13 protein-coding genes are annotated in these 19,151 nt (G+C 48.0%); 12 read left to right on the forward strand and 1 reads right to left on the reverse strand.

Annotation, left to right across the window (positions count from 1 at the left end; genetic code table 11):
* The first annotated feature begins 152 nt into the window (after window positions 1-152).
* Both EHQ17_RS03045 and EHQ17_RS03050 read left to right on the forward strand, forming a co-directional pair.
* Window positions 153-2,690, forward strand: coding sequence for a methyl-accepting chemotaxis protein (locus EHQ17_RS03045; protein ID WP_135595445.1), 2,538 nt, complete (start codon window positions 153-155; stop codon window positions 2,688-2,690).
* Window positions 2,691-2,760: 70 nt separating this feature from the next.
* Window positions 2,761-3,030 (forward strand): hypothetical protein, encoded by a 270-nt coding sequence (locus EHQ17_RS03050; RefSeq protein ID WP_002626512.1) that lies wholly within the window; start codon window positions 2,761-2,763, stop codon window positions 3,028-3,030.
* 174 nt (window positions 3,031-3,204) lie between these two features.
* On the opposite strand, the gene EHQ17_RS03055 is transcribed toward EHQ17_RS03050, so the two are convergent.
* Window positions 3,205-5,208, reverse strand: coding sequence for a helicase (locus EHQ17_RS03055; protein ID WP_135595444.1), 2,004 nt, complete (start codon window positions 5,206-5,208; stop codon window positions 3,205-3,207).
* A 167-nt stretch (window positions 5,209-5,375) separates the two neighbouring features.
* Here EHQ17_RS03055 and EHQ17_RS03060 point away from each other — a divergent pair, with 167 nt between their 5' ends.
* From EHQ17_RS03060 to fliI, 10 genes are all read left to right on the forward strand, one after another.
* A complete protein-coding gene (locus EHQ17_RS03060; RefSeq protein ID WP_135595443.1) occupies window positions 5,376-6,677 on the forward strand; it encodes an ABC1 kinase family protein in 1,302 nt (433 codons plus the stop codon).
* The gene (locus EHQ17_RS03065) at window positions 6,674-6,925 is read left to right on the forward strand and encodes a FeoA family protein (protein WP_135595442.1); all 252 of its coding nucleotides are present in this window, start codon (window positions 6,674-6,676) and stop codon (window positions 6,923-6,925) included. Before EHQ17_RS03060 ends, EHQ17_RS03065 begins: the two co-directional genes overlap by 4 nt.
* A gap of 34 nt (window positions 6,926-6,959) precedes the next feature.
* Window positions 6,960-9,029: a ferrous iron transport protein B gene (gene feoB, locus EHQ17_RS03070; protein WP_425460672.1), complete on the forward strand. Its 2,070-nt coding sequence runs from the start codon at window positions 6,960-6,962 to the stop codon at window positions 9,027-9,029.
* A 3-nt stretch (window positions 9,030-9,032) separates the two neighbouring features.
* Window positions 9,033-10,994, forward strand: coding sequence for an LTA synthase family protein (locus EHQ17_RS03075; protein ID WP_135595440.1), 1,962 nt, complete (start codon window positions 9,033-9,035; stop codon window positions 10,992-10,994).
* Between the two features lie 4 nt (window positions 10,995-10,998).
* The gene (locus EHQ17_RS03080; RefSeq protein ID WP_135595439.1) at window positions 10,999-11,997 is read left to right on the forward strand and encodes an N-acetylneuraminate synthase family protein; all 999 of its coding nucleotides are present in this window, start codon (window positions 10,999-11,001) and stop codon (window positions 11,995-11,997) included.
* A gap of 19 nt (window positions 11,998-12,016) precedes the next feature.
* A complete protein-coding gene (locus tag EHQ17_RS03085; RefSeq protein WP_135595438.1) occupies window positions 12,017-13,135 on the forward strand; it encodes a peptidoglycan DD-metalloendopeptidase family protein in 1,119 nt (372 codons plus the stop codon).
* 583 nt (window positions 13,136-13,718) lie between these two features.
* Window positions 13,719-15,419, forward strand: a complete 1,701-nt coding sequence (gene fliF / locus EHQ17_RS03090; protein WP_135595437.1) for a flagellar basal-body MS-ring/collar protein FliF — start codon at window positions 13,719-13,721, stop codon at window positions 15,417-15,419.
* Window positions 15,419-16,387: a FliG C-terminal domain-containing protein gene (locus EHQ17_RS03095; protein ID WP_135595436.1), complete on the forward strand. Its 969-nt coding sequence runs from the start codon at window positions 15,419-15,421 to the stop codon at window positions 16,385-16,387. The genes fliF and EHQ17_RS03095 overlap by 1 nt, the downstream gene beginning before the upstream one ends.
* 3 nt (window positions 16,388-16,390) lie before the next feature.
* Window positions 16,391-17,314: a flagellar assembly protein FliH gene (gene fliH, locus EHQ17_RS03100; protein ID WP_135595435.1), complete on the forward strand. Its 924-nt coding sequence runs from the start codon at window positions 16,391-16,393 to the stop codon at window positions 17,312-17,314.
* A gap of 471 nt (window positions 17,315-17,785) precedes the next feature.
* Window positions 17,786-19,150, forward strand: a complete 1,365-nt coding sequence (fliI, locus tag EHQ17_RS03105; RefSeq protein WP_135595434.1) for a flagellar protein export ATPase FliI — start codon at window positions 17,786-17,788, stop codon at window positions 19,148-19,150.
* Window position 19,151 lies beyond the last annotated feature (1 nt).

Raw genomic sequence — 19,151 nt, forward strand, 5'->3', positions numbered from 1 at the left:
GGTAACTTTGTAAAAACGGAAATCGCTTCGGATTTTTCATAGGACGTTAGTTTCTCCTTGTGCTGGAATAAACGAATCGGGAAATTAACCGGTAAGAAACAAAAACCGTCTCGCCTAAGCCGCGACCGGAAGGGAATCGGGCAAACCTTCGTATGGATGAAATCACTCAGTCGATCCGGAAATTTACCGCACAATTCATTGTATTGACCGAAGTCGTAAGTTACGTCGTCGCCATCATGACTTCCGTCGTGTTCTATTTTACCTTTTTGGAGTTGGACGCCGAACAGGTACGAATCGCGGTCTATCTGACTTTGGGTTCTTCTGTATTCACGCTTTTGTATACTTTTTTTTCCGATCGCAGACGTTTGTCGCCCATCCAAAAATATCGTACCACCGTGGAAACCGGAGTGATCGATCGCGAAACTGCGATCCGCGCCCAAAGGTCCATACTACGTCTTCCCCTGTTCCAAGCCCTGGACGTTTCCGGCAGAATCTTTGTGACCGGTTTTATCATCATCGTTACTTTGGGGAATTTCGCGGCTTTGGATAAGGCGGATTATTACAATCTATTCGCCATCTTGTTGCTTTTGTCTTTTTCTCTGGGAGTTTATACGTTTTTGATCACCGAGCAGTTATCGTCTCGACTGATCCAATCCGGAGCCTTCAGCAATATCGATACTTCCAGTTTCGTCAAAGTCAGACTGACTCGATCTCTGACGTTCACTTTCTTTTTTATAGTGATCGTTTTGGCGATCGGAGTTTCCAGTCTGGTATTCAAACTCAATTATACCGCAATCCGGAACGCCTACTTCAACCAGATGGTGAACGTAAACGAAACGCTTCACATTCTAACCGAGACGATTTTTGAGGAAGTGCAAGGCGACGCGGACCGCCTTCGTTCGGACGAATCCTTCCTTTCCCTGCTTTCTTCTTCGAGAAACGCGGACATCGCCCGGGTTTTGGCGAATCTACTCGGACGTTCTCCGAAATACGAATCGATCTCGGTCCTACAAACCGACGGTTTTACCTGGAAGGTGGTCGTAGGAACCGGAACCCTGGCACCCAATGGAGCGTCCCGACTTTCGGAGTTTCAACTTCCTTCTCTAAACAAAGTGGACGAAGCCGTTTCCAAAAGTAGGATTTTTTTGAGCGAACCGATCGCGTCTCCGGTCAGTGGAACTCCTACCGTACTCGCTCTCGAAGCGATTCCGGGAAACCCTTCCTTATATCTTGCGTACGGACTTCGGATCGCGGATCTTACGAGCAAACTGATCGGTGCGATTCAGATCGGGAAATCGGGATATCCGGGACTTCTCAATCATTCGGAGGTCGTCATCAATCACGTAAATCCTGCGCTCAATCTGAAACGACTGAAGGACTTTCCGTTTTACGAACAGGTGAAAAACTACCAGGACAACGTTCCCGTGCGATATCTGTTCGACGGCAAATACAAATATATGCTGCTTCGAAAGAATCAGAAATACAACTTCATCACGTTCGCTTCGATCGAAAACGAAGAGATCACCGAAAACGCGATCGTATCGGTCTACGCGATGGCGTCTATTTCCGTCATAGGACTGTTGTTCGTCGCGTTTTTGATCTATATCATCCTCAAAAAAAGACTACACCCTCTCGAGGAAAGTAAGGACGTCGTGGAAGCGATGGCCGAAGGGAATCTCACCAAAACCCTCAAAGTACTTTCGATGGACGAGATCGGAGAAATGGCGATTTCCATCAATTCGTTTAACAAAAAGGTGAAAACGGTTCTGGGAAAAATCGTGGACGCCTCTTCCAACCTCGCTTCTTCCTCGGACGAAATGTCGGGTGCTCTCAACTTTATCTCGGACAACGCACAGAATCAGGCGGCCTCTTCGGAGGAAATATCAGCGTCCATCGAGGAGATCTCCGCGGGAATGGACGGGGTCGAAACACAAACCAGAGAACAGGTAGGTCTTCTCGATCGACTCGCGCTTGATATGGAGAAATTCTCCGAATCCATCCATGAAACTTCGGCCAATCTGGAAAAGACGATGGAGGAAGTGGAAAAAATCACGGAAGACGCGAAACAAGGAGGAAGTTCGCTCGAACTGACCAACCATTCCATCAATAAGATCAGCAAAAGTTCCGAGGACATTACCGGCGTCATGGAAATCATCAATACGATTTCGGAACAGATTCACCTGCTCGCATTGAACGCCGCCATCGAAGCGGCTCGGGCGGGCGCTGCGGGAAAGGGATTCGCCGTGGTAGCGGACGAAATTTCCAAACTCGCCGACAAAACCACACGAAGTATCAAGGACATCGAGGAAATCATTCAGAGCAACGAAACCGAGATCGGACACGGAATCCAGAACATCACGAACACGGTAAGCATCATTTCCGGAATCATCACAGGAATTTCGGAGATCAACAAACGTATGAAAACGGTGAATCAGTTTATGGAGGATCAACTTTCCAAAAACGATCAGATGAATCTCACCGCCCGGGAAGTGAAGGGAAGATCGGACGTGATCCAAGTGGCCGTTCGCGAGCAAAAGCTCGCGATCGAGGAGATATCTCGAACGATCACGACCATCAACGAGCTCAATCAATCTTCGGCGGCTTCTTCGGAGGAACTCAGCTCCAGTTCGATAGGATTGGCCGGACTTGCCGAAGAGCTAAAACGAGAAGTGGAATTTTTTAAATTATAGTTCCGCTTCTAAGGATTCAAGACGGCGGAAAACCCTTGATTTTTCAACCCGTCCTTTTAGCTTGCACTTTATGGAATGGGAAAAGATACTTAGAGACTCCGTAAAAGACAACAAAATCAAGGAGTTACATCTTAGAAAAGTCCCCACTCTCAAAACCTGCGACGACTGGAGCAAGGTCCGGGAAATCGGATTGATCGACCACAAAACCAAATACGCCCACTACAAAGGTGGTCTTGTAAAATACGGGGACGCGCTTTTTTTCGTCACGGACGAAAGACTACAAGCCATAGCGCCGTATCGTAAGTGGGAATTTAAGACCAAAATCAAAGTGGAAGAATGATCGGTTCGTAAACCGCTCCCCGCAAAATTCCATTCGCGCTAACGCAAACCCTCAAACGAGCGAATTTTCAAAACACGCAAGTCCGAAAGGACGCAATCAAGAGCGAGTATTTTCACTGCGCCGCCCCGAAAAGACGCGCAAAGTAAGGAGTACGACCGAGAAAAAACGGATGTCCTATCTCGTAAGATTTACGATGAGATTGAGTTTTTCAGAAACCGTAATGACGTCCTGTACCCGGTTTTTATCCACAAGAACGGCGGTAGGAGCGATTTCATCCAGGACGATTTTTTTACCCTTGATCTGACCGAGCAAAAGTTCCATCGTATTCTGATCTTTCGTGCGCACCAAAACACAATCTTCCGTGATGTCCACGACGGGAAGATTTCCTCCCCAATCCTCCAATAGAAAGAGAAGGTTTTGCGCCAAATCCGCCTTGCTGGAGGATTTCAAAAAATCGATGAACTCGGAAGGTTTATAACCGAGAAGAATTCCGAGTTGAAACGCTTCCTTGGTCAACACGAAGGTATAAACCCGATCATAGTCCTTGAGTTCGGTGAAGGCCTTGAGAAGATGCAAACCGTGTATGGAAACTCGATCCGGAAACGCGATGATCGTAAAATCCGGATTGATCGTAATCCCGCCCTTTTCCGTTTTGTGGGAGAGTTCTCCCGTTTGGAAAAAATATTCTCCCAATCGGGAAAGCGTCAAAAACCGGTTCGGATATTCCACTTCCAAAAGTCCGAAAAGGTGAAGATAAAAGATACCGCTCATGATTTCTTTACGGAGTTCCGCGAGATCGGATTGGAAGTTTTTCGTCCGAAATCCGGGAGAAAGAATCATATGTTCTCGGATTATGTTCGAGAAGATCACAGAAAGATGAATCCGTTTCGCCTTGATGATCAGACTGACGCATTTGTCCAAAATGAGTTTATCGTAAAACGGCATCTCGGTCGCGGTGAACACTTCCGCGGGAATCACCCGTTTCATCCTCGCCTCGTTGACTTCGTGAACGACCAGTTTCATAATTTCGAAAATGTCCTTTTCGATAAAACCGTTCACGTCCCCTTTGAGAACGATGTTTTCCCCTTTGATGTCCACCAGATTGAGAAGTTTCAAAACCGGCAGAATCAGCTCCATCTGATAGATCTGACTTTTTTCGGGAAAAATTCCGATGTCCGGATTGAGAAGTTCCTGTTCGGTCCGTTTGTGATCGGCTTGTTTTACCTTTCCGGACTTGGCGAGAACCAAACCTTTTCTACTGATATAGGAAATCAGCTTTTTGGTATTGAGAAAAAAATCCAAATCGTTGGATGCGAGTTTTTCCGTCCTTTGTTTGGTTCCCTTTTTTACGGAGGGAAGAATCGGATGAGTCTGCACGTATTTCAGGATCTCATCCGGAATGGCGAAAACTCTCACAAACTTTTCATCGACGAAACAAACATCGAGAACCAAACCCTTCGCGATCAAAGTAGGAACGATCTGTTCGTATTTGCCTCGGCTGGTTACCACGTAACTGCGGATATCCTCCGCTTCGGAAACTCCTCCGCTGAGATAAATGCGAACCAAAGTATCCCGCTCCAAGTCGCCGAGGGACTGTAGATTGAGATCGATTCCTTCCTCGGAAGCGGCGATCTGATAAAACTTTTTTACCGAATCGAGTTGTTTCGGAGCTTTTACTGCCGCCTTCCACTCGTCCGCGATCTCGGTCGTCTTTTTACGATCGAGATACTTTTCCAAAGAGATTTTGTATTTCTCTCCTTTGAGATTTTGATCCAAAGGAACGAGATCGGCGATCTCTTCGAACGCATGATATTTATCTAAATTGTTAGTAAGACGTTCCCTGTTTTTTCTCTGATAAACGAGCTGATACTTCCTAAGAAGATTGAGTTCCATCTCCACGTTGATCGGAGGAATGTTGACCTTCCTCGAAATTTCACCGAGGGTCAGCACGTTCTTATTCTTCAGGATGCTCGTGTAGATGGTGACCTGAAGTTGTGTGAGTTTCTCCAGAACGCCCTTGAGATAAAATTCGTCCTGAAAGATTTCGTAGAGATACGAAACGTTTTTATTTTTTTCTTTGTAAGGAAGTTTGCTGAGATTCCAGAGGGTGGCGACTTTCTTCAGGTCGTTGAGTTCTAGTTTATCGAGTTCCTGAAGTAATACCGAATCGCCACTCATAGAAAGTATACGCCGAGAAGGTGTATTTTATGTAGCCATAATCAGAATTTAACCTGGTTCGTAAACAAAAAAGCGCTTTCGACCCGTAAACGGAGAAGGAATTCGATCGTTTTTTCCTCCTTCTTTCTCTGTTGTCTTTTGAGAGGAACTTGCAAACCTTTGTGATTATGGCAGGATTTTTTGACTCCCTGAAAATGGGATTTGGAGGCGCCTCCCGAATTTTAAACAGCGGTCTCGTATTCTCCACAAAGACCCTGTTGCTTCTCAAGGACCTCGCTCTGGGAGGAGATTCCTCGGAAACCATCGCTATCCGACTCAGAGAAGCCTTTGAAGAACTGGGCGCCACCTACATCAAGTTAGGTCAATTCATCGCTTCGGCCCCTTCCCTGTTTCCGGAAGAATTCGTAACCGAGATGCAGAAGTGTTTGGATTCCGTTCGTCCTCTTTCTTTTTCCGTCGTGGAAAAAATCATACAAAGGGAATTGGGAGGAAAACTTTCCGATCATTTTTATTCCGTGGAACCGGTTCCGATCGCGTCGGCTTCGATCGCTCAGGTGCACGGCGCCGTGACCAAGGACGGGTTGGACGTGGTGATCAAAGTGCAAAGACCCGATATCGAATCCACGTTATCCGCCGATTTAAACCTAATCTACTTTACCTCCGTACTTTTCGAACGTTTCGCACCCGGATTAAACAAAGCCGGAATTTCGGACATGGTGGAACAGTTCCAGACTTCAATATTAGAAGAAATTGATTTTCATAAGGAAGCGGACAACATCGTGGAGTTCGAACTAGAACTCCTCGCCATGGGAGAAACCCGTGCGCGTGTCCCGAAAGTTTATCGCGAATTCTCCACGAAAAAAATCCTCACGATGGAACGGTTCTACGGCGCGCCTATCACGGACGAAACTTCGATCCGAAGATATTCCTCCGATCCGCAAAAAACCCTCACGGAGGCGCTGGAAGTCTGGTTTTCCACGCTCGCCCGGAACGGTTTCTTTCACGCGGATGTACATGCAGGAAATTTAATGATCCTTCGCGATGGAACCGTAGGTTTCATAGATTTCGGAATCGTAGGCCGAATTTCTCCGAGAGTCTGGGAAGGTCTGATGATTTTTTTGGAGGGATTGAGTCTAAATCGAACCGAAAAAATCGCCAAAGGACTGATCCAGATGGATTCCACCGCGAAAGGTGTGGACGAAAAAAAACTTTCCAAAGACTTAGAAACCGTGTTTTCGCGTATGACCGAAATGGTGATGAAGGTCCAAAGAGGGGATTTGGAATCCCTGGACGATAAAAAATTGAACGCGCTCCTTTTCGAATTCAGGGAAATTTCTTCCCGCAACGGTTTGAAAATTCCCAAAGAGTTCGGGTTGTTGATCAAACAGATCCTTTATTTCGACAGATACGTTCGCGCAATGGCCCCCGATATCGATCTCATACGGGATCGGGAAAAATTCCTCCGATGACCCGAACGTTAAACGAATTAAAAAAAGGGGAAACCGCGTCGATCCTTTCTTTGGAATCCCGTCCCGGCCACGAGGAACTTTTCCGCAATATCCTCGACGTCGGCCTTCTACCGGGAACGAGGATCCACATCCTGGAAAAATACGAATCCCAAAAAAAAATCGTGGTACGCGCGGGCGAGGTGGAAATAGCGCTTCGAGAAAGAGAGGCCGAATTGATACGTATAGGGGAAACTCTCGATGGCGCATAACGTGGCTTCCGGTGCCCTAACGGAAAGAATTTTGATGGTGGGAAATCCGAACTGCGGCAAAACCACCTTGTTCAACCGCCTAACAGGGCTTAGACAAAAAACCGGAAACTACCACGGAGTCACCGTGGAAAAAGCGGAAGGAATCCTACAAACCAAAGGAACATCGGTTCGGATTCTGGATCTTCCCGGGGCTTACAGCCTCGGAGGAAACTCGGAAGACAAACAAGTCACGAGCGGGGTTCTCGTTCGTCATAAAGCCGGGGACCGGATCCTATTCGTAATGGACGCGTCTATTGCCGAACGTAGTCTGCAATTTCTTCTTCAAATTTTGGAACTGAACCTTCCCGTATTGGTCGCGGTAACGATGAAGGACGTGCTCGAAAAAAAAGGAATGCGCCTCGACCTGGATTTCCTTTCCCGGGAATTCGGAATCGTATTCCAATTCGTAAATCCCAAAAACGGAGAGGGTGCGGCCGAATTCAGGGAGTTGCTCGGTTCTCCGGGAGCCTTTCGTCTTCCCGTCAAATCCTTCCGTTGGGATAAACGGCGGGAAACGTTTCTGAACGAAATTCTGGCTTCGATCCGAACGGAAGACGAAGAATCTATAAAATTCGTCCTGCTCAATTCCCTCAAACAATTGTCCGGGGAAACTCTACAAAAAGGACTCCCTGGTTTGGAAATCCTAAATCCGGAATTCCGCGACTTGGTGGAAAAAAGATTCAATTCCTCTAATATACCGTTCACCTACGTCGAAGAACTCACCCAAAAGTCCATATATATTAAAAAAATATTAAGTTCGGCGCTCTCCGGAACCCCTTCCTCCGCGAAAGGCGGCCTACTTTCCAAAGCGGACGTAATACTTCTGCATCCCTTTTGGGGATTGGTTTCGTTTTTGGGAATTATGGCCTTGATGTTCCAGACCCTTTTCACCTGGTCGGAAATTCCTATGGATTGGATCGAATCCGGAGTGCAAACGTTAGGCGAAATTGCGGGGAGTTTTTTGGAGGAAGGGCCTTTGCGTTCCCTCCTTCAGGAAGGAATCATAGGCGGTGTGGGGGCAGTTCTCGTATTCATACCGCAGATCAGTTTGTTGTTCTTTTTTATCGGGATCTTAGAAGAAACCGGATATATCGCCAGGGCTTCGTTCGTAATGGATCGATTTATGGGAAGGTTCGGTTTATCCGGAAAATCGTTTATTCCTCTGCTTTCTTCCGCGGCGTGTGCGGTTCCGGCGATCATGGGAACGAGGACGATCGAAAACAAAGCCGATCGTATCACTACCATTCTCGTATCGCCTTTGATCACTTGTTCCGCTCGTTATCCCGTTTATATTTTGGTGATCGGAGCCGTGTTCCCCGCAGGATACGTGGGCGGAATTTTTAGGATCCAAGCCCTTACACTTTTCGGACTTTTCCTTTCGGGAATGTTCGCCTCTATGATCGCGGCTCTCGTTTTCAAAAAGACCTTCTTTCGTTCCGAACCATCGTATTTTCTGATGGAACTTCCCCCCTATAACACGCCTTCTCTGAAAAGCCTCGGAATAAACGTATTCAAAAAATTGAAAGCGTTTTTGGCCACTGCCGGCCAGTTGATCCTGTTTATATCCGTATTACTTTGGTTTCTCGCGAATTATCCGAGGATCGATTCGTCCCGTTTCCCGGACGCGACTGAAACGGATTTGAAAAAAATACAAATCCGTCAGTCATACGCCGGATCGATGGGGAAATTTATGGAGCCAGTACTGGAGCCGATCGGTTTTGATTGGAAGATGGGAATAGGAATCATCACTTCCTTCGCGGCAAGAGAGGTGATGGTATCCACCCTATCCATCATTTACGGAGTCGGCGGGGAAGAATCGGAGGAGGATCTCAAAGAGGCCCTTCGAAAGGACGTAAACGAACGAGGGGAACCGGTCTGGGGATTGCGGAATTCCGTAAGCCTTCTTTTGTTTTTTGCGTTCGCCTGTCAGTGTATGTCCACTTTGGCGGTGGTAAAAAAAGAGACCAACTCCGTGTTCTGGCCGATGTTTCTTTTCGGATATATGACGATTTTAGCATATTCCGTCTCTTGGATCGTATTCAAAACTTGGAACCTGTTTTTGTAAACGATGCGGATTCGGATTCCGGACAACCTCAGAATCCTTTTCGGTTATACGTTCGCGTTTATGATATTATTCACGATCTATAGGATCGGATTTTTTTTCACTTTTTCATCGAAACTCGAATCCGCCCCGATTTCGGAAATCCTAGTTTCCTTTCTGGTCGGTCTCCGTTTCGATCTTTCCGTTTGTTGTATGCTCTTGGCCCCCTTTGTGTTTCTTTCTTCCGCGCATCCGCTCAATCGTTGGAAACCGTATTCGTATCTCTGGGAACTGGGACCGATTCCAGTCTTTTTCTGGGCATTCGGGCATTCGATCGCGGACATACTCTATTTCGGAGAAACGAATAAACACCTAGGTTACGAAGGTTTCGTGTTTTTGGGTCCGGATTTTTTGGTAATCCTTCGCTCCTTCCTTTCCGGGAATCCCTTCGTCGCAGCTGCGTCTTCCGTATTCGTATTGACCCTGTTTCCTACGTGCATTTTTTTATATATTCAAAACTCATTGTATTCGTATAAACGCTCCGAGAGAATACGCGAAACCGTCTCCGGATTGATTCTCCTCCCAATACTATTCGTAGGAGTCCGCGGAGGATTACAATCCAGGCCGCTCCGCCCAAGCGATGCGATGACTTCCCGAAACTATCTCGTCAACCAACTTGCCCTCAACGGAATTTTCACATCCGTCATGGATATAGGATATCAGTCAATTCCCTCGAACTTACGTATGTCGTACGAGGAATCCGTGCGAGTCGTCCGTAAGGAGATCGGATATTCCGGAGCCGAGTTCGTATCGGAAGAATATCCGATCCTGCGGGAAACGAAAGAGAAATCCGTCACTTCCACACCGAACGTGGTTTTGATTCTTCTGGAAAGTTGGACGGGTAAATACGCATATTCGGAAGGAACCGGACGCCCCGACGGAAAAACGGTCGCTCCGTATTTCGAAAGTCTGATTCCCCAAGGAGTTTATTTTCCTTCCTTTTTTGCGTCCGGAGGGAGAACTACGAACGGACTAATTTCCACGTTAACCGGAATCCCCGACGGACCGGGATTAACCGTGGTCCGTACGCCTCGTATTCTGAGTCGTTTCGGGGGTTTGGGAACCTTGCTCAAATCCCTCGGTTATCAAACCGTTTTTCTACACGGAGGAGACGCGGGGTTCGACAACATGAACTTCCTATTCGAACACTGGGGATTCGATCGTATTCTGGACAAGGGATATTTCGACTCTCTCAACCGATATGAATCCGGGCCGTGGGGATATTACGACGGAGATTTGTTAAACGAATTACATGAAATTCTAATGCACCAAAAATCCCCCGTCCTAATAACGACGTTGACGTTGACGACCCACTATCCCTATAAACTTCCGTCCTCCGCGAAACCGGTTTTTCCTCTGGAATTGGAGGAAAACGAATACTTCAACGTCTATCGATACGCGGACGACTCGATCCGAAACTTTATGGAAAAAGCGAAAAACGCGTCGTATTTTCGCGATACCGTTTTTATTTTTGTGGGAGACCATTCCCATCATAGAAACTTGGATTATTACGAAGACAGAAACGTACCGTTTTTGATCTATGCCCCGGGAAGAATTCGTCCCAAATTGGACTACAGAATTTCGTCCCAACTCGACGTGCTTCCGACCGTTTTGGGAATTTTGGGAAAGAAGGTTCGTTTTTCCGCGATGGGAAGGGATTTGCTCGATCCGTCGCTCGCAGGAGGAGGAGCTTATTTCGCGTTCGGAAACCTTTTCGGCTGGATCGAAAACAACTGGATCTTTTATAGTTTTACCGATAAGATTCGCAAGTCCTCCTTTTCGATACGACCGAGAATCGGGGAAACCGAGGAATGTAAAGAAGATCCTGCGTTATGCGAAACGTATCATTCCAAAGCAAAATCCTTCTGGAATCTAAGCTACGAACTAATGAATCGAAACAAAATCTACCCTTCCGAAACTAAGAAATAAAACCATGAACTTTCTAAAAGAATTCTCCCTGACTCGCGAAATTTCCGTAGGTCCCGAACACACTCCCGTTGTCGTCGCAGAAATCGGACTCAACCACAATAACGACGAAGAGATCGGCAAACGTACGATCGCCGCCGCCAAAAAAGCCGGAGCGCACGCCGTTAAGTTCCAGTCGTATAAGACCGAGGAATTCATCGACGTCTCCAATCCGGAAGCGAAGATCCTCGTAGATATATTCAAAAAATATGAACTATCCGAAACGATGCACCGCAGGTTCCAGCAGACCGCTTTCGACGAAGGACTCGCATTTTTTTCCACGCCTCTCTGCGTAAGTTCACTCCGTTTACTCCTGGATTTGAAAGTGCCGGCCGTCAAAATTGCGAGCGGCGACGTGACGAACCGTACGCTGCTGATGGAAACCGCGAAATCCGGACTTCCGGTGATCCTTTCCACCGGAGCCGCCGATTTTTTCGAGGTGGAACGCGCCGTATCCTTTTTGAGTCAGGAAGGAACGGATAAACTTTGTCTTTTACACTGCGTGTCCCTTTATCCGACGCCGCCCGAAAAAACCAATTTACGTACGATCGAGACATTCAAAAATCTTTATAAACTTCCGGTAGGATTTTCGGATCACACGGCAGGCTCGGCCGCGGCGGCGGCCGCAGTCGCGTTAGGCGCCTGTATGATCGAAAAACACTTCACGTTGGATCACAAATTGGACGGTCCGGATCACGGGATTTCGGCCGATCCGGAAGGATTAAAATCACTGTGCGAAAACGTTCTTACCGCCTGGCGAATGTTAGGCGATGGACGAAAAAAACCCTGGCCCGAAGAGACAAACGGACGTTTTTTCGGAAGAAGAGCGTTGTATGCGGACGCACAAGGAAACGCGATCGCCTTACGTCCGGACCTCACACAGAAGGATTCGCGATTTTTGGATTCCTGGGAAACGAAAAAAGCCGCTTTGTTGGAGGCAATACCCGGAAAACCGTTCCGGGTTTGAAAGGATCCGCCGCCTAACAATGAAAATACGATTTAACCTCGTCAGCCTTTTCGTCCCTTTCGTAGTTTCGGGTTTTGCCCTAACCGCGGCACCCAATTACGGAAACTTCGGATCGGAAGTCGATTTTTTGGACTTCGGAAGATGGACCACGGCCCCCTTCAGCTACTCCGTCTCCTCCGCGTTTTCCGGGGAATACGGCGGGTTCAACCTGTTCGATTCCGATCCGACGACCCATTGGTATTCCTCCAATCGATCCGGCGAAGAATGGGTCATCGTTGACTTCGGCTCGAAACGCCTCATCAACGGAATCGGATTGACCGTCCCTTTGTTCCGAGGAGAAAGAGCGGTAAAAAAATACCAGATCCAAGTTCTGATCCGGGACGAATGGAGAACTATATTCACGAATCAGAATGTGGAACTGAATAACCTCCACAGACTGGAAAACCTGGACGCATCCGTGATACGGATACATTTTCCGGAAACCACTGAAAAAGGAATCGTAATCAGCGACCTTAAACTTTTTCTCAACGATCGACTTTTAAACGGCATCGATCCGAAACTCCGCGGCTACTCGTTTCCCGTTCCCGGCGGATTAATTCCCTCCCACGACAACCAACTCCCCAACGCACCGCGCGCTTATAGAAACGGAGTCCATAAAGGAATTGATATATACAAAAAACGTGATACTAACGGTCAAATCCGCGGACTTAACTTTCAGGACGAAGTTGTGGCCCCCGCCGACGGGATCGTAGTCCGCTCCGATCAGTCCTACGTTGCGATGACGTTAGCCGATTACGAATTTCATACCTCCCAATCTCAAAAAGGTACCGTAACCTACGTGGAAAAGGATTTCGGAGGAAGACAAATCTGGATCGACCACGAAAACGGGGTTATGACTAGTTTCAACCACCTTTCCTCGATACGAAAAAATCTGAAACTAGGAGATAGGATCAAACGGGGGGAAGTCCTTGGCACAGTCGGCAACTCGGGACTCGTCGAAGAAGCGAAAGGAATTCCGGACAACACACACCTTCACTTCGAGATTTGGGTGGACGGGGAATTTTTCGGAAACGGGGTTGCACCCGCGCAGGTACGCAAAATGCTTCAGTTCTTTTTCAAACGATCCGGTGCGGATTGAGAACCGAAGGGGCTTCGGGAGTTTTCTTTTGTTAAGGTAGTTCCCACGTTGCTGCGCTCTTAATCGCGGTAGTTCCCACGTTCTTTTAAATCTTCGATTATCCGAGAAACCGCAGGAATTCCTACAGTTTCGAAATTTCGGAATCAGACAAAACCCCCACATACGTTTCCGTTTCAGATGGTTTGGCTCCGATGTTTCCCGCGAAAGCGATCGATGCGGAGTCAAGAAATTGATATTCAATGAGTCGAATATTCTAAAAATAAAATGCAATTTCTTGACTGAAGCGGAGAGCGCGGTTTTTCTTCGCGCACGCGGAGAAAAATTCGCCCCGAAACGATCGACCGAGGCGATACGATTCATGGCTTTTTCTGGCTAAATCCTTTCGTTCCCGCCGCCGCCCCACTACACAAAAATTCAGTACGAATATCCTTCGTAAACACATTCAAAATGACGAATACTCCCGCTCCACTACGCTTAACATTTGTGTACCCGGGAAATTTTTCTAAAAAAATTCGAAAAGGGATTGTACTTTCTTTCCGATATTTGATTATGTCCCGTATCGTAAATTCGTCGGAGATCCGCCATGCCTGAGCAGCTACAAAAATTATTGAACAACGTCCGGGAGTTTTTCACGACTCTGGACACGACCAAAAAACTGATCTTAGGCGGAGTCGCGTTAACCGTCATCGTTGCAATCGGAATCCTTTCAACGATTTCGTTACAAAAAAACCGAGTCGTTCTTTTTAAGGATTTAACGAGCAAGGATTTCGCGGAAGTGACGAAAAAACTGGACTCCCTCGGCTATCAATACGGATCCTCCGACACGAGCGTCATCACGGTCGATCCGGAACAAAGACAGGAGATCGTCACCAAACTCGCGCAGGAAAACCTAATCCCCGCGGGCGTCCAAGGCTGGGAACTTTTCAACGTGGACAAGTTCACCGAAACCCAGTTCGACAAGGACATCAAAAAATACAGGGCCCTCAAAGGCGCCATCGAACAATCCCTGATGACCCTTCGTTCGGTGGACAAGGCTTACGTGAACATCGCCTTTCCCGAAGACGAACTTTTCACTTCGAACGCTTCTCCGGTTAAGGCTTCCGTTATCCTCCACTACATCCCGGGCGTGGATTCCCTTTCCCGAAAAGAAGTCAAAGGGATCGTCAATCTCGTCTCCAGAGCGGTCCCCAAGTTAAAACCCGAAAACGTCAGCGTGGCGGACGCGGACGGTAAAATCGTAAGCGATTTCGAAGAGGATCTCGAAAAGGAAAGATTGGAACTAAGAATCGTTCAGGAGAAATTGCGGATCGGAGAAGAACAAAGAATCCAACGTTTGATCGATATGAGAAACACGCTTCGTTGGCTGCTCGGCGGCGAAGAAAGAGTGGACATTACACGTTTTGAATATAACTTAAACTGGGACAAGGAATCCTACAAGGACAACTCCGTTTCTCCCGTGGTCGCAATTCCCGACAACCCGAACACTCCCTACTCCGAATTAAAACTCGTGGACGGTTATTCCCTAAAAGTTTCCTCGAAAGAAACCAAGGAAGACTTCAAAGGAAGAGGTTTTACCCCCGACGGACCCGCGGGCACGGAACCGAACATTCCTCCCGGTTACAAGGACACCGACTATCAAAAATCGGAATACAGCAAATCCGAAAACATCAACAACTTCGAATTCAACAGAAGAGTTTCCGAAGTCCAAAAACAACCTTGGAAAATCGAAAAGATCAATCTTTCGGTCGTCATAGACGGAGTCTGGGAGAAAAAAGAAAAAGAGGACGGAACCGGTTACGATCGCAAATACGTTCCCGTTTCGGAAGACGAGCTCAGACAAATTCGTAAAAACCTCGAAGCCGCCGTAGGAATCGACAAAGCAAGAGGAGATCAAATTTCGGTCATCACGGTTCCGAAGGATCGTTCGGCACAATTCGCCGCGGAAGACGAGGAACTTCGCAAACAAAAAGCGATCCGACAGATGATCATCGCATCCTTGGTAATCATCCTTCTTTTGATCATCAGCATCCTGGTTTACAGAGCGGTCAAAAAAGAAATCGCAAGAAGAAGAAGACTCAGAGAAGAAGAACTCGCCGCGCAACAACAGATGATGAGAGAAGCGGCCCTTCGAGTCATGGACGAAGGCGGTGCGGAGGTAGAACTCTCCCTCGACGAAAAATACAGAAGAGAACTTCTCGAAAACGCGATCAACCTCGCCCGGGAAAAACCGGAGGAAGTCGCCCAGCTCTTACGCACATGGCTCTCTGAAGAGGAAGCCGGTTGATGAACAACCTGTCTTCCAGACAGAATCGGGCGGGAAGCCTACTCCGTATCCTCGGAGAACATCTTCCTCCCGAAGTTTACCGGCATCTCGGCCCGGAAGCTACGGGAAAACTTCTCGAAACCTTCCACAAAACGGGAAAGCCGGATTCGAACGAGGAAAGAGAGGTTCTTTCCTCGTTCTTAAACTCTCTCGGCAAAATCCAAAAAGAAGCGAACATAGATCCCGAAAGCCTGAATCTGATTCTGGAACTCGAAGCGCTTCTCCGGGAGGAAAAAGAAGAACGGGATCTCCTTCAGGAACTTAAGTCGAAAACTTCCGAAGAAATTTCCAGAATTGTCTCCGGAGAAAACGCGGCGATGATCGCCCTGGTGCTTTGTTTCGGAAATCCGGACGCGGCGGCGGCGGTGTTAAACGACTTCCCGGAAGCGAGAAAGGAAGAGATTCTCATACAGATCCACGATCTGGATCTTTCCAGCGAATACGAAAAAAACCGTCTCGAACGTTTTCTCAAATTCAAACTGGAAGCGATCGCACTGGAGGAAAAAAGCCTCCCGATCCGGAACCCCAAAGGCAAAAAGGCGGCCGATCTGTTGGGACGCCTCCAACCCGGAGATTCGCAAAAAATCTTCGATCGGATCCGCGAGAAGCGCCCTCATTTTGCCGAAAATATTATGGAACACTTCTTTCGGATGGAAGACCTTTTGTTCTTGGAACGAGAACCTCTCAATCGGTTCTTTTCCGCCTTTCATCCGATCGTCCTGGCCTGCGCGTTAAAGGGAACCGAAACGGAGATTCAAATTCGAATTCTCGAAAAATTGGATCCGGCCCTGTGCGCTTCGGTTCGTTTGGAATCGGATTCGATGGGTCCGATCAGTCTGGCCGAAATGGAAATCGCTCAAAACGGAGTTCTTGAAAGGCTTCGGGACGAGATCGAGGAAGGAAGTATCAAATTTTGGAGGGCCACGTAGTCCATGGCAAAACTCGTCTTTAAACCGATTCAAATCGCCGACATCAAGGATCAGGTCGAATTAGCGATTCCAGATAAATACAAAAAATTCCACAGAGACGAGGACGCGGAGGAGTTCGAGGTAGACCAGGAAGGAAATATCATCGAACAATACCAAGGCCCTTCCATCGAGGAAATCGAAGCGGAACTCAGTCGTTATCGGGAAGAAAACGAAGAACAAGTTCGAAAACTTCTGGAAGACGCGAGAAGAAAGGCGGAAGAGATCGAAGAGGAAGGTCGCAAACGCGCCTTTCAGATGATCCAAGATTCCAAGGAAAAAGTTAAACTCGAAGAGGATACGGGCAAGGCAAAAGCGGAACAGATCCTGGATCGCGCCAAAATGGAAGTCGAGAGGATGATCAAAGAGGCGGAGATGAAGGTCGCCGAGATCGAACACGAAGCCTACCTCAAAGGATACGACGCCGGTCGGGAAGTCGGTTTCAAAAAAGGACAAGGAGAGGTTCGGCGTCTTATCGACCGCCTGGGAACGATCGTTGGTAAGGCGATCGACATTCGCGAAGAAATCATCCAGGCTTCCGAGAAACAGATGGTGGAAATGATCCTCATCATTTCCCGCAAAGTGATCAAGGATGAAATCATCGAAAGAAAGGAAATCGTTCTCAACAATATTAGAGAAGCGTTAAAAAGAATCAAGGATCGGGACCGCGTGGACATCCGAGTCAACTTTGCGGATCTCGAACTCACGACGGCCCACAAGGACGAACTCATCAAACTTATGGAATCCCTTCGGAAGGTCAATATCTACGAGGACTCCCGGGTGGATCGGGGCGGTGTTATCATCGAAACCGATGTGGGCGCCATCGACGCAAGGATTTCCACGCAGCTCAAGGAAATCGAGGAAGCGATCCGGAATGCGGAGCCGATCTGAAAAAGGCAGGAGTTCCCACGAGTATCCCGAACGTTCGGCGTGCTGTCGGAGCTCCTTTTCAAAACGAGACATTCTTCTCCCTTCTTATCGATCTCCCGGGGATTCCGGGAGATCTTTTCTTTTTCCAGAGAACTTGCGCAGGAATTCCGACGCCCCTGCCGTAAACAAGAAGGCGCCCCGCCCTGGTTGGGTGGTGGAGGTGGGTTGGCGGGAAAAAATCGACGGACTTTTCCCTATCACGAATTCCTCCGTTTGGCAAGCGCGATCCATTGCCTCCATTCGCGTGGGAGCTCCCACACAACGAAGAACGGATCGAACCAATCCCTCGCCCATCTCCCACGGCGACTATCCAACCGACTCTTCGGTTCCACCTTGCCTTTTTTCTTTTAGAGACATAATTCTTTTATTTTCCCATAGATACTTGACTTCCTCGCAAACCCCGCGATACAAAGGGATAATTCCGAGCCTTCTATGATCGAAAAGAAATTCCACGAGAAAGTGGACGTGATGTCCAAATACTTCCTGATCATGGATCGCACCGAAACGATCCGGAAATCCGGCAAAGTCATTCGTGTTTCAGGCAACGTCATCTATTCTGAAGGCCCCCCCGATTCCAAAATAGGCGAACTTATGGATGTCCAAAAAAGCGGAAAAGAGGGATACCTTCAGTGTGAAATCGTAGGCTTCGAAGGCCACGTCTATACGCTGATGCCCCTCGGCCCGGTGGAAGGAATCTACCCCGAAGCGTTCGTATTTTCCTCGGGAAGAAAACTTTCCATTCCCGTTGGCAAAGAACTTTTAGGGAGAGTTTTGAACGGGGTAGGAAGACCGATCGACAAAAAAGGTCATATCATCACCAAGGAAGAACGCGGCCCCGACAACGAAGTCCCCAACCCGCTGGATCGCCCGATCATTCGCGACGTTCTTACCACCGGCGTACGCGCAATCGACGGAATTCTTACCATTGGACGAGGCCAGCGCGTGGGAATTTTCTCCGGCTCAGGCGTCGGTAAATCCAGCCTTCTCGGTATGATCGCCCGATACACCGACGCGGACGTAAACGTGATCGCACTCGTGGGAGAACGGGGTCGCGAAGTCAACGAATTCATAGAACTCGACCTCGGCAAAGAAGGACTTCAAAAATCCATCGTTCTCGCGGCGACTTCGGATTCTCCAAAAATGGAACAAGTCAACTGTGCCCTTCTCGCCACATCGATCGCGGAATATTTTCGAGACCAAGGCAAACACGTAAACTTAATGATGGATTCCCTGACTCGATTCGCGCAGGCCAATCGGGAAATTTCCGCGTCCAATCACGAACCCCCGATCACAAGAGGATTCAGCTCCTCCGTATTTTCCAAACTCGCCAAACTCGTAGAACGTTCCGGAACTTCGAAAACCGGAGGAACGATCACCGGTTTTTACACCGTTCTTACGGAAGCCGACGAAATGGAAGACCCGATCGCGGACGCGGTTCGAGGTTACATAGACGGACACATCATCTTAAACAGAAAACTTGCGGAGCGCAATCACTACCCCGCCATCGACGTCCCCGCTTCTCTTTCCCGGGTGATGGCCCGAATCGCCTCCGAAGACCAAAACCTCAGAGCGGGAATGATCCGCGAACTCATCAGCGCCTACAACTCCGCGGAAGAATTGATCCGTCTCAACGCGTACGTCTCCGGTTCGGACGCGCGCGTAGATTTGGCCATCCGAAAGAAGGAGCAAATCGACCGTTACCTAAAACAAAAAATCCAAGAGCGAAGCTCGTTTTCCCAAGCGGAAAAAGGTTTAAAAGAAGTTCTGGAAGAAGAACAGGAAGAAGAGGAATTTTAAT

Origin of the sequence: Leptospira gomenensis, from assembly GCF_004770155.1 — a bacterium.
Taxonomy (GTDB): domain Bacteria; phylum Spirochaetota; class Leptospiria; order Leptospirales; family Leptospiraceae; genus Leptospira; species Leptospira gomenensis.

Bases quoted from the DNA above. Each gene is read 5' to 3' on its own strand.
- EHQ17_RS03045 (WP_135595445.1), top strand. From the start codon at position 153: ATGGATGAAATCACTCAGTCGATCCGGAAATTTACCGCACAATTCATT.
- EHQ17_RS03050 (WP_002626512.1), top strand. From the start codon at position 2,761: ATGGAATGGGAAAAGATACTTAGAGACTCCGTAAAAGACAACAAAATC.
- EHQ17_RS03055 (WP_135595444.1), bottom strand. From the start codon at position 5,208: ATGAGTGGCGATTCGGTATTACTTCAGGAACTCGATAAACTAGAACTC.
- EHQ17_RS03060 (WP_135595443.1), top strand. From the start codon at position 5,376: ATGGCAGGATTTTTTGACTCCCTGAAAATGGGATTTGGAGGCGCCTCC.
- EHQ17_RS03065 (WP_135595442.1), top strand. From the start codon at position 6,674: ATGACCCGAACGTTAAACGAATTAAAAAAAGGGGAAACCGCGTCGATC.
- feoB (WP_425460672.1), top strand. From the start codon at position 6,960: ATGGTGGGAAATCCGAACTGCGGCAAAACCACCTTGTTCAACCGCCTA.
- EHQ17_RS03075 (WP_135595440.1), top strand. From the start codon at position 9,033: ATGCGGATTCGGATTCCGGACAACCTCAGAATCCTTTTCGGTTATACG.
- EHQ17_RS03080 (WP_135595439.1), top strand. From the start codon at position 10,999: ATGAACTTTCTAAAAGAATTCTCCCTGACTCGCGAAATTTCCGTAGGT.
- EHQ17_RS03085 (WP_135595438.1), top strand. From the start codon at position 12,017: ATGAAAATACGATTTAACCTCGTCAGCCTTTTCGTCCCTTTCGTAGTT.
- fliF (WP_135595437.1), top strand. From the start codon at position 13,719: ATGCCTGAGCAGCTACAAAAATTATTGAACAACGTCCGGGAGTTTTTC.
- EHQ17_RS03095 (WP_135595436.1), top strand. From the start codon at position 15,419: ATGAACAACCTGTCTTCCAGACAGAATCGGGCGGGAAGCCTACTCCGT.
- fliH (WP_135595435.1), top strand. From the start codon at position 16,391: ATGGCAAAACTCGTCTTTAAACCGATTCAAATCGCCGACATCAAGGAT.
- fliI (WP_135595434.1), top strand. From the start codon at position 17,786: ATGATCGAAAAGAAATTCCACGAGAAAGTGGACGTGATGTCCAAATAC.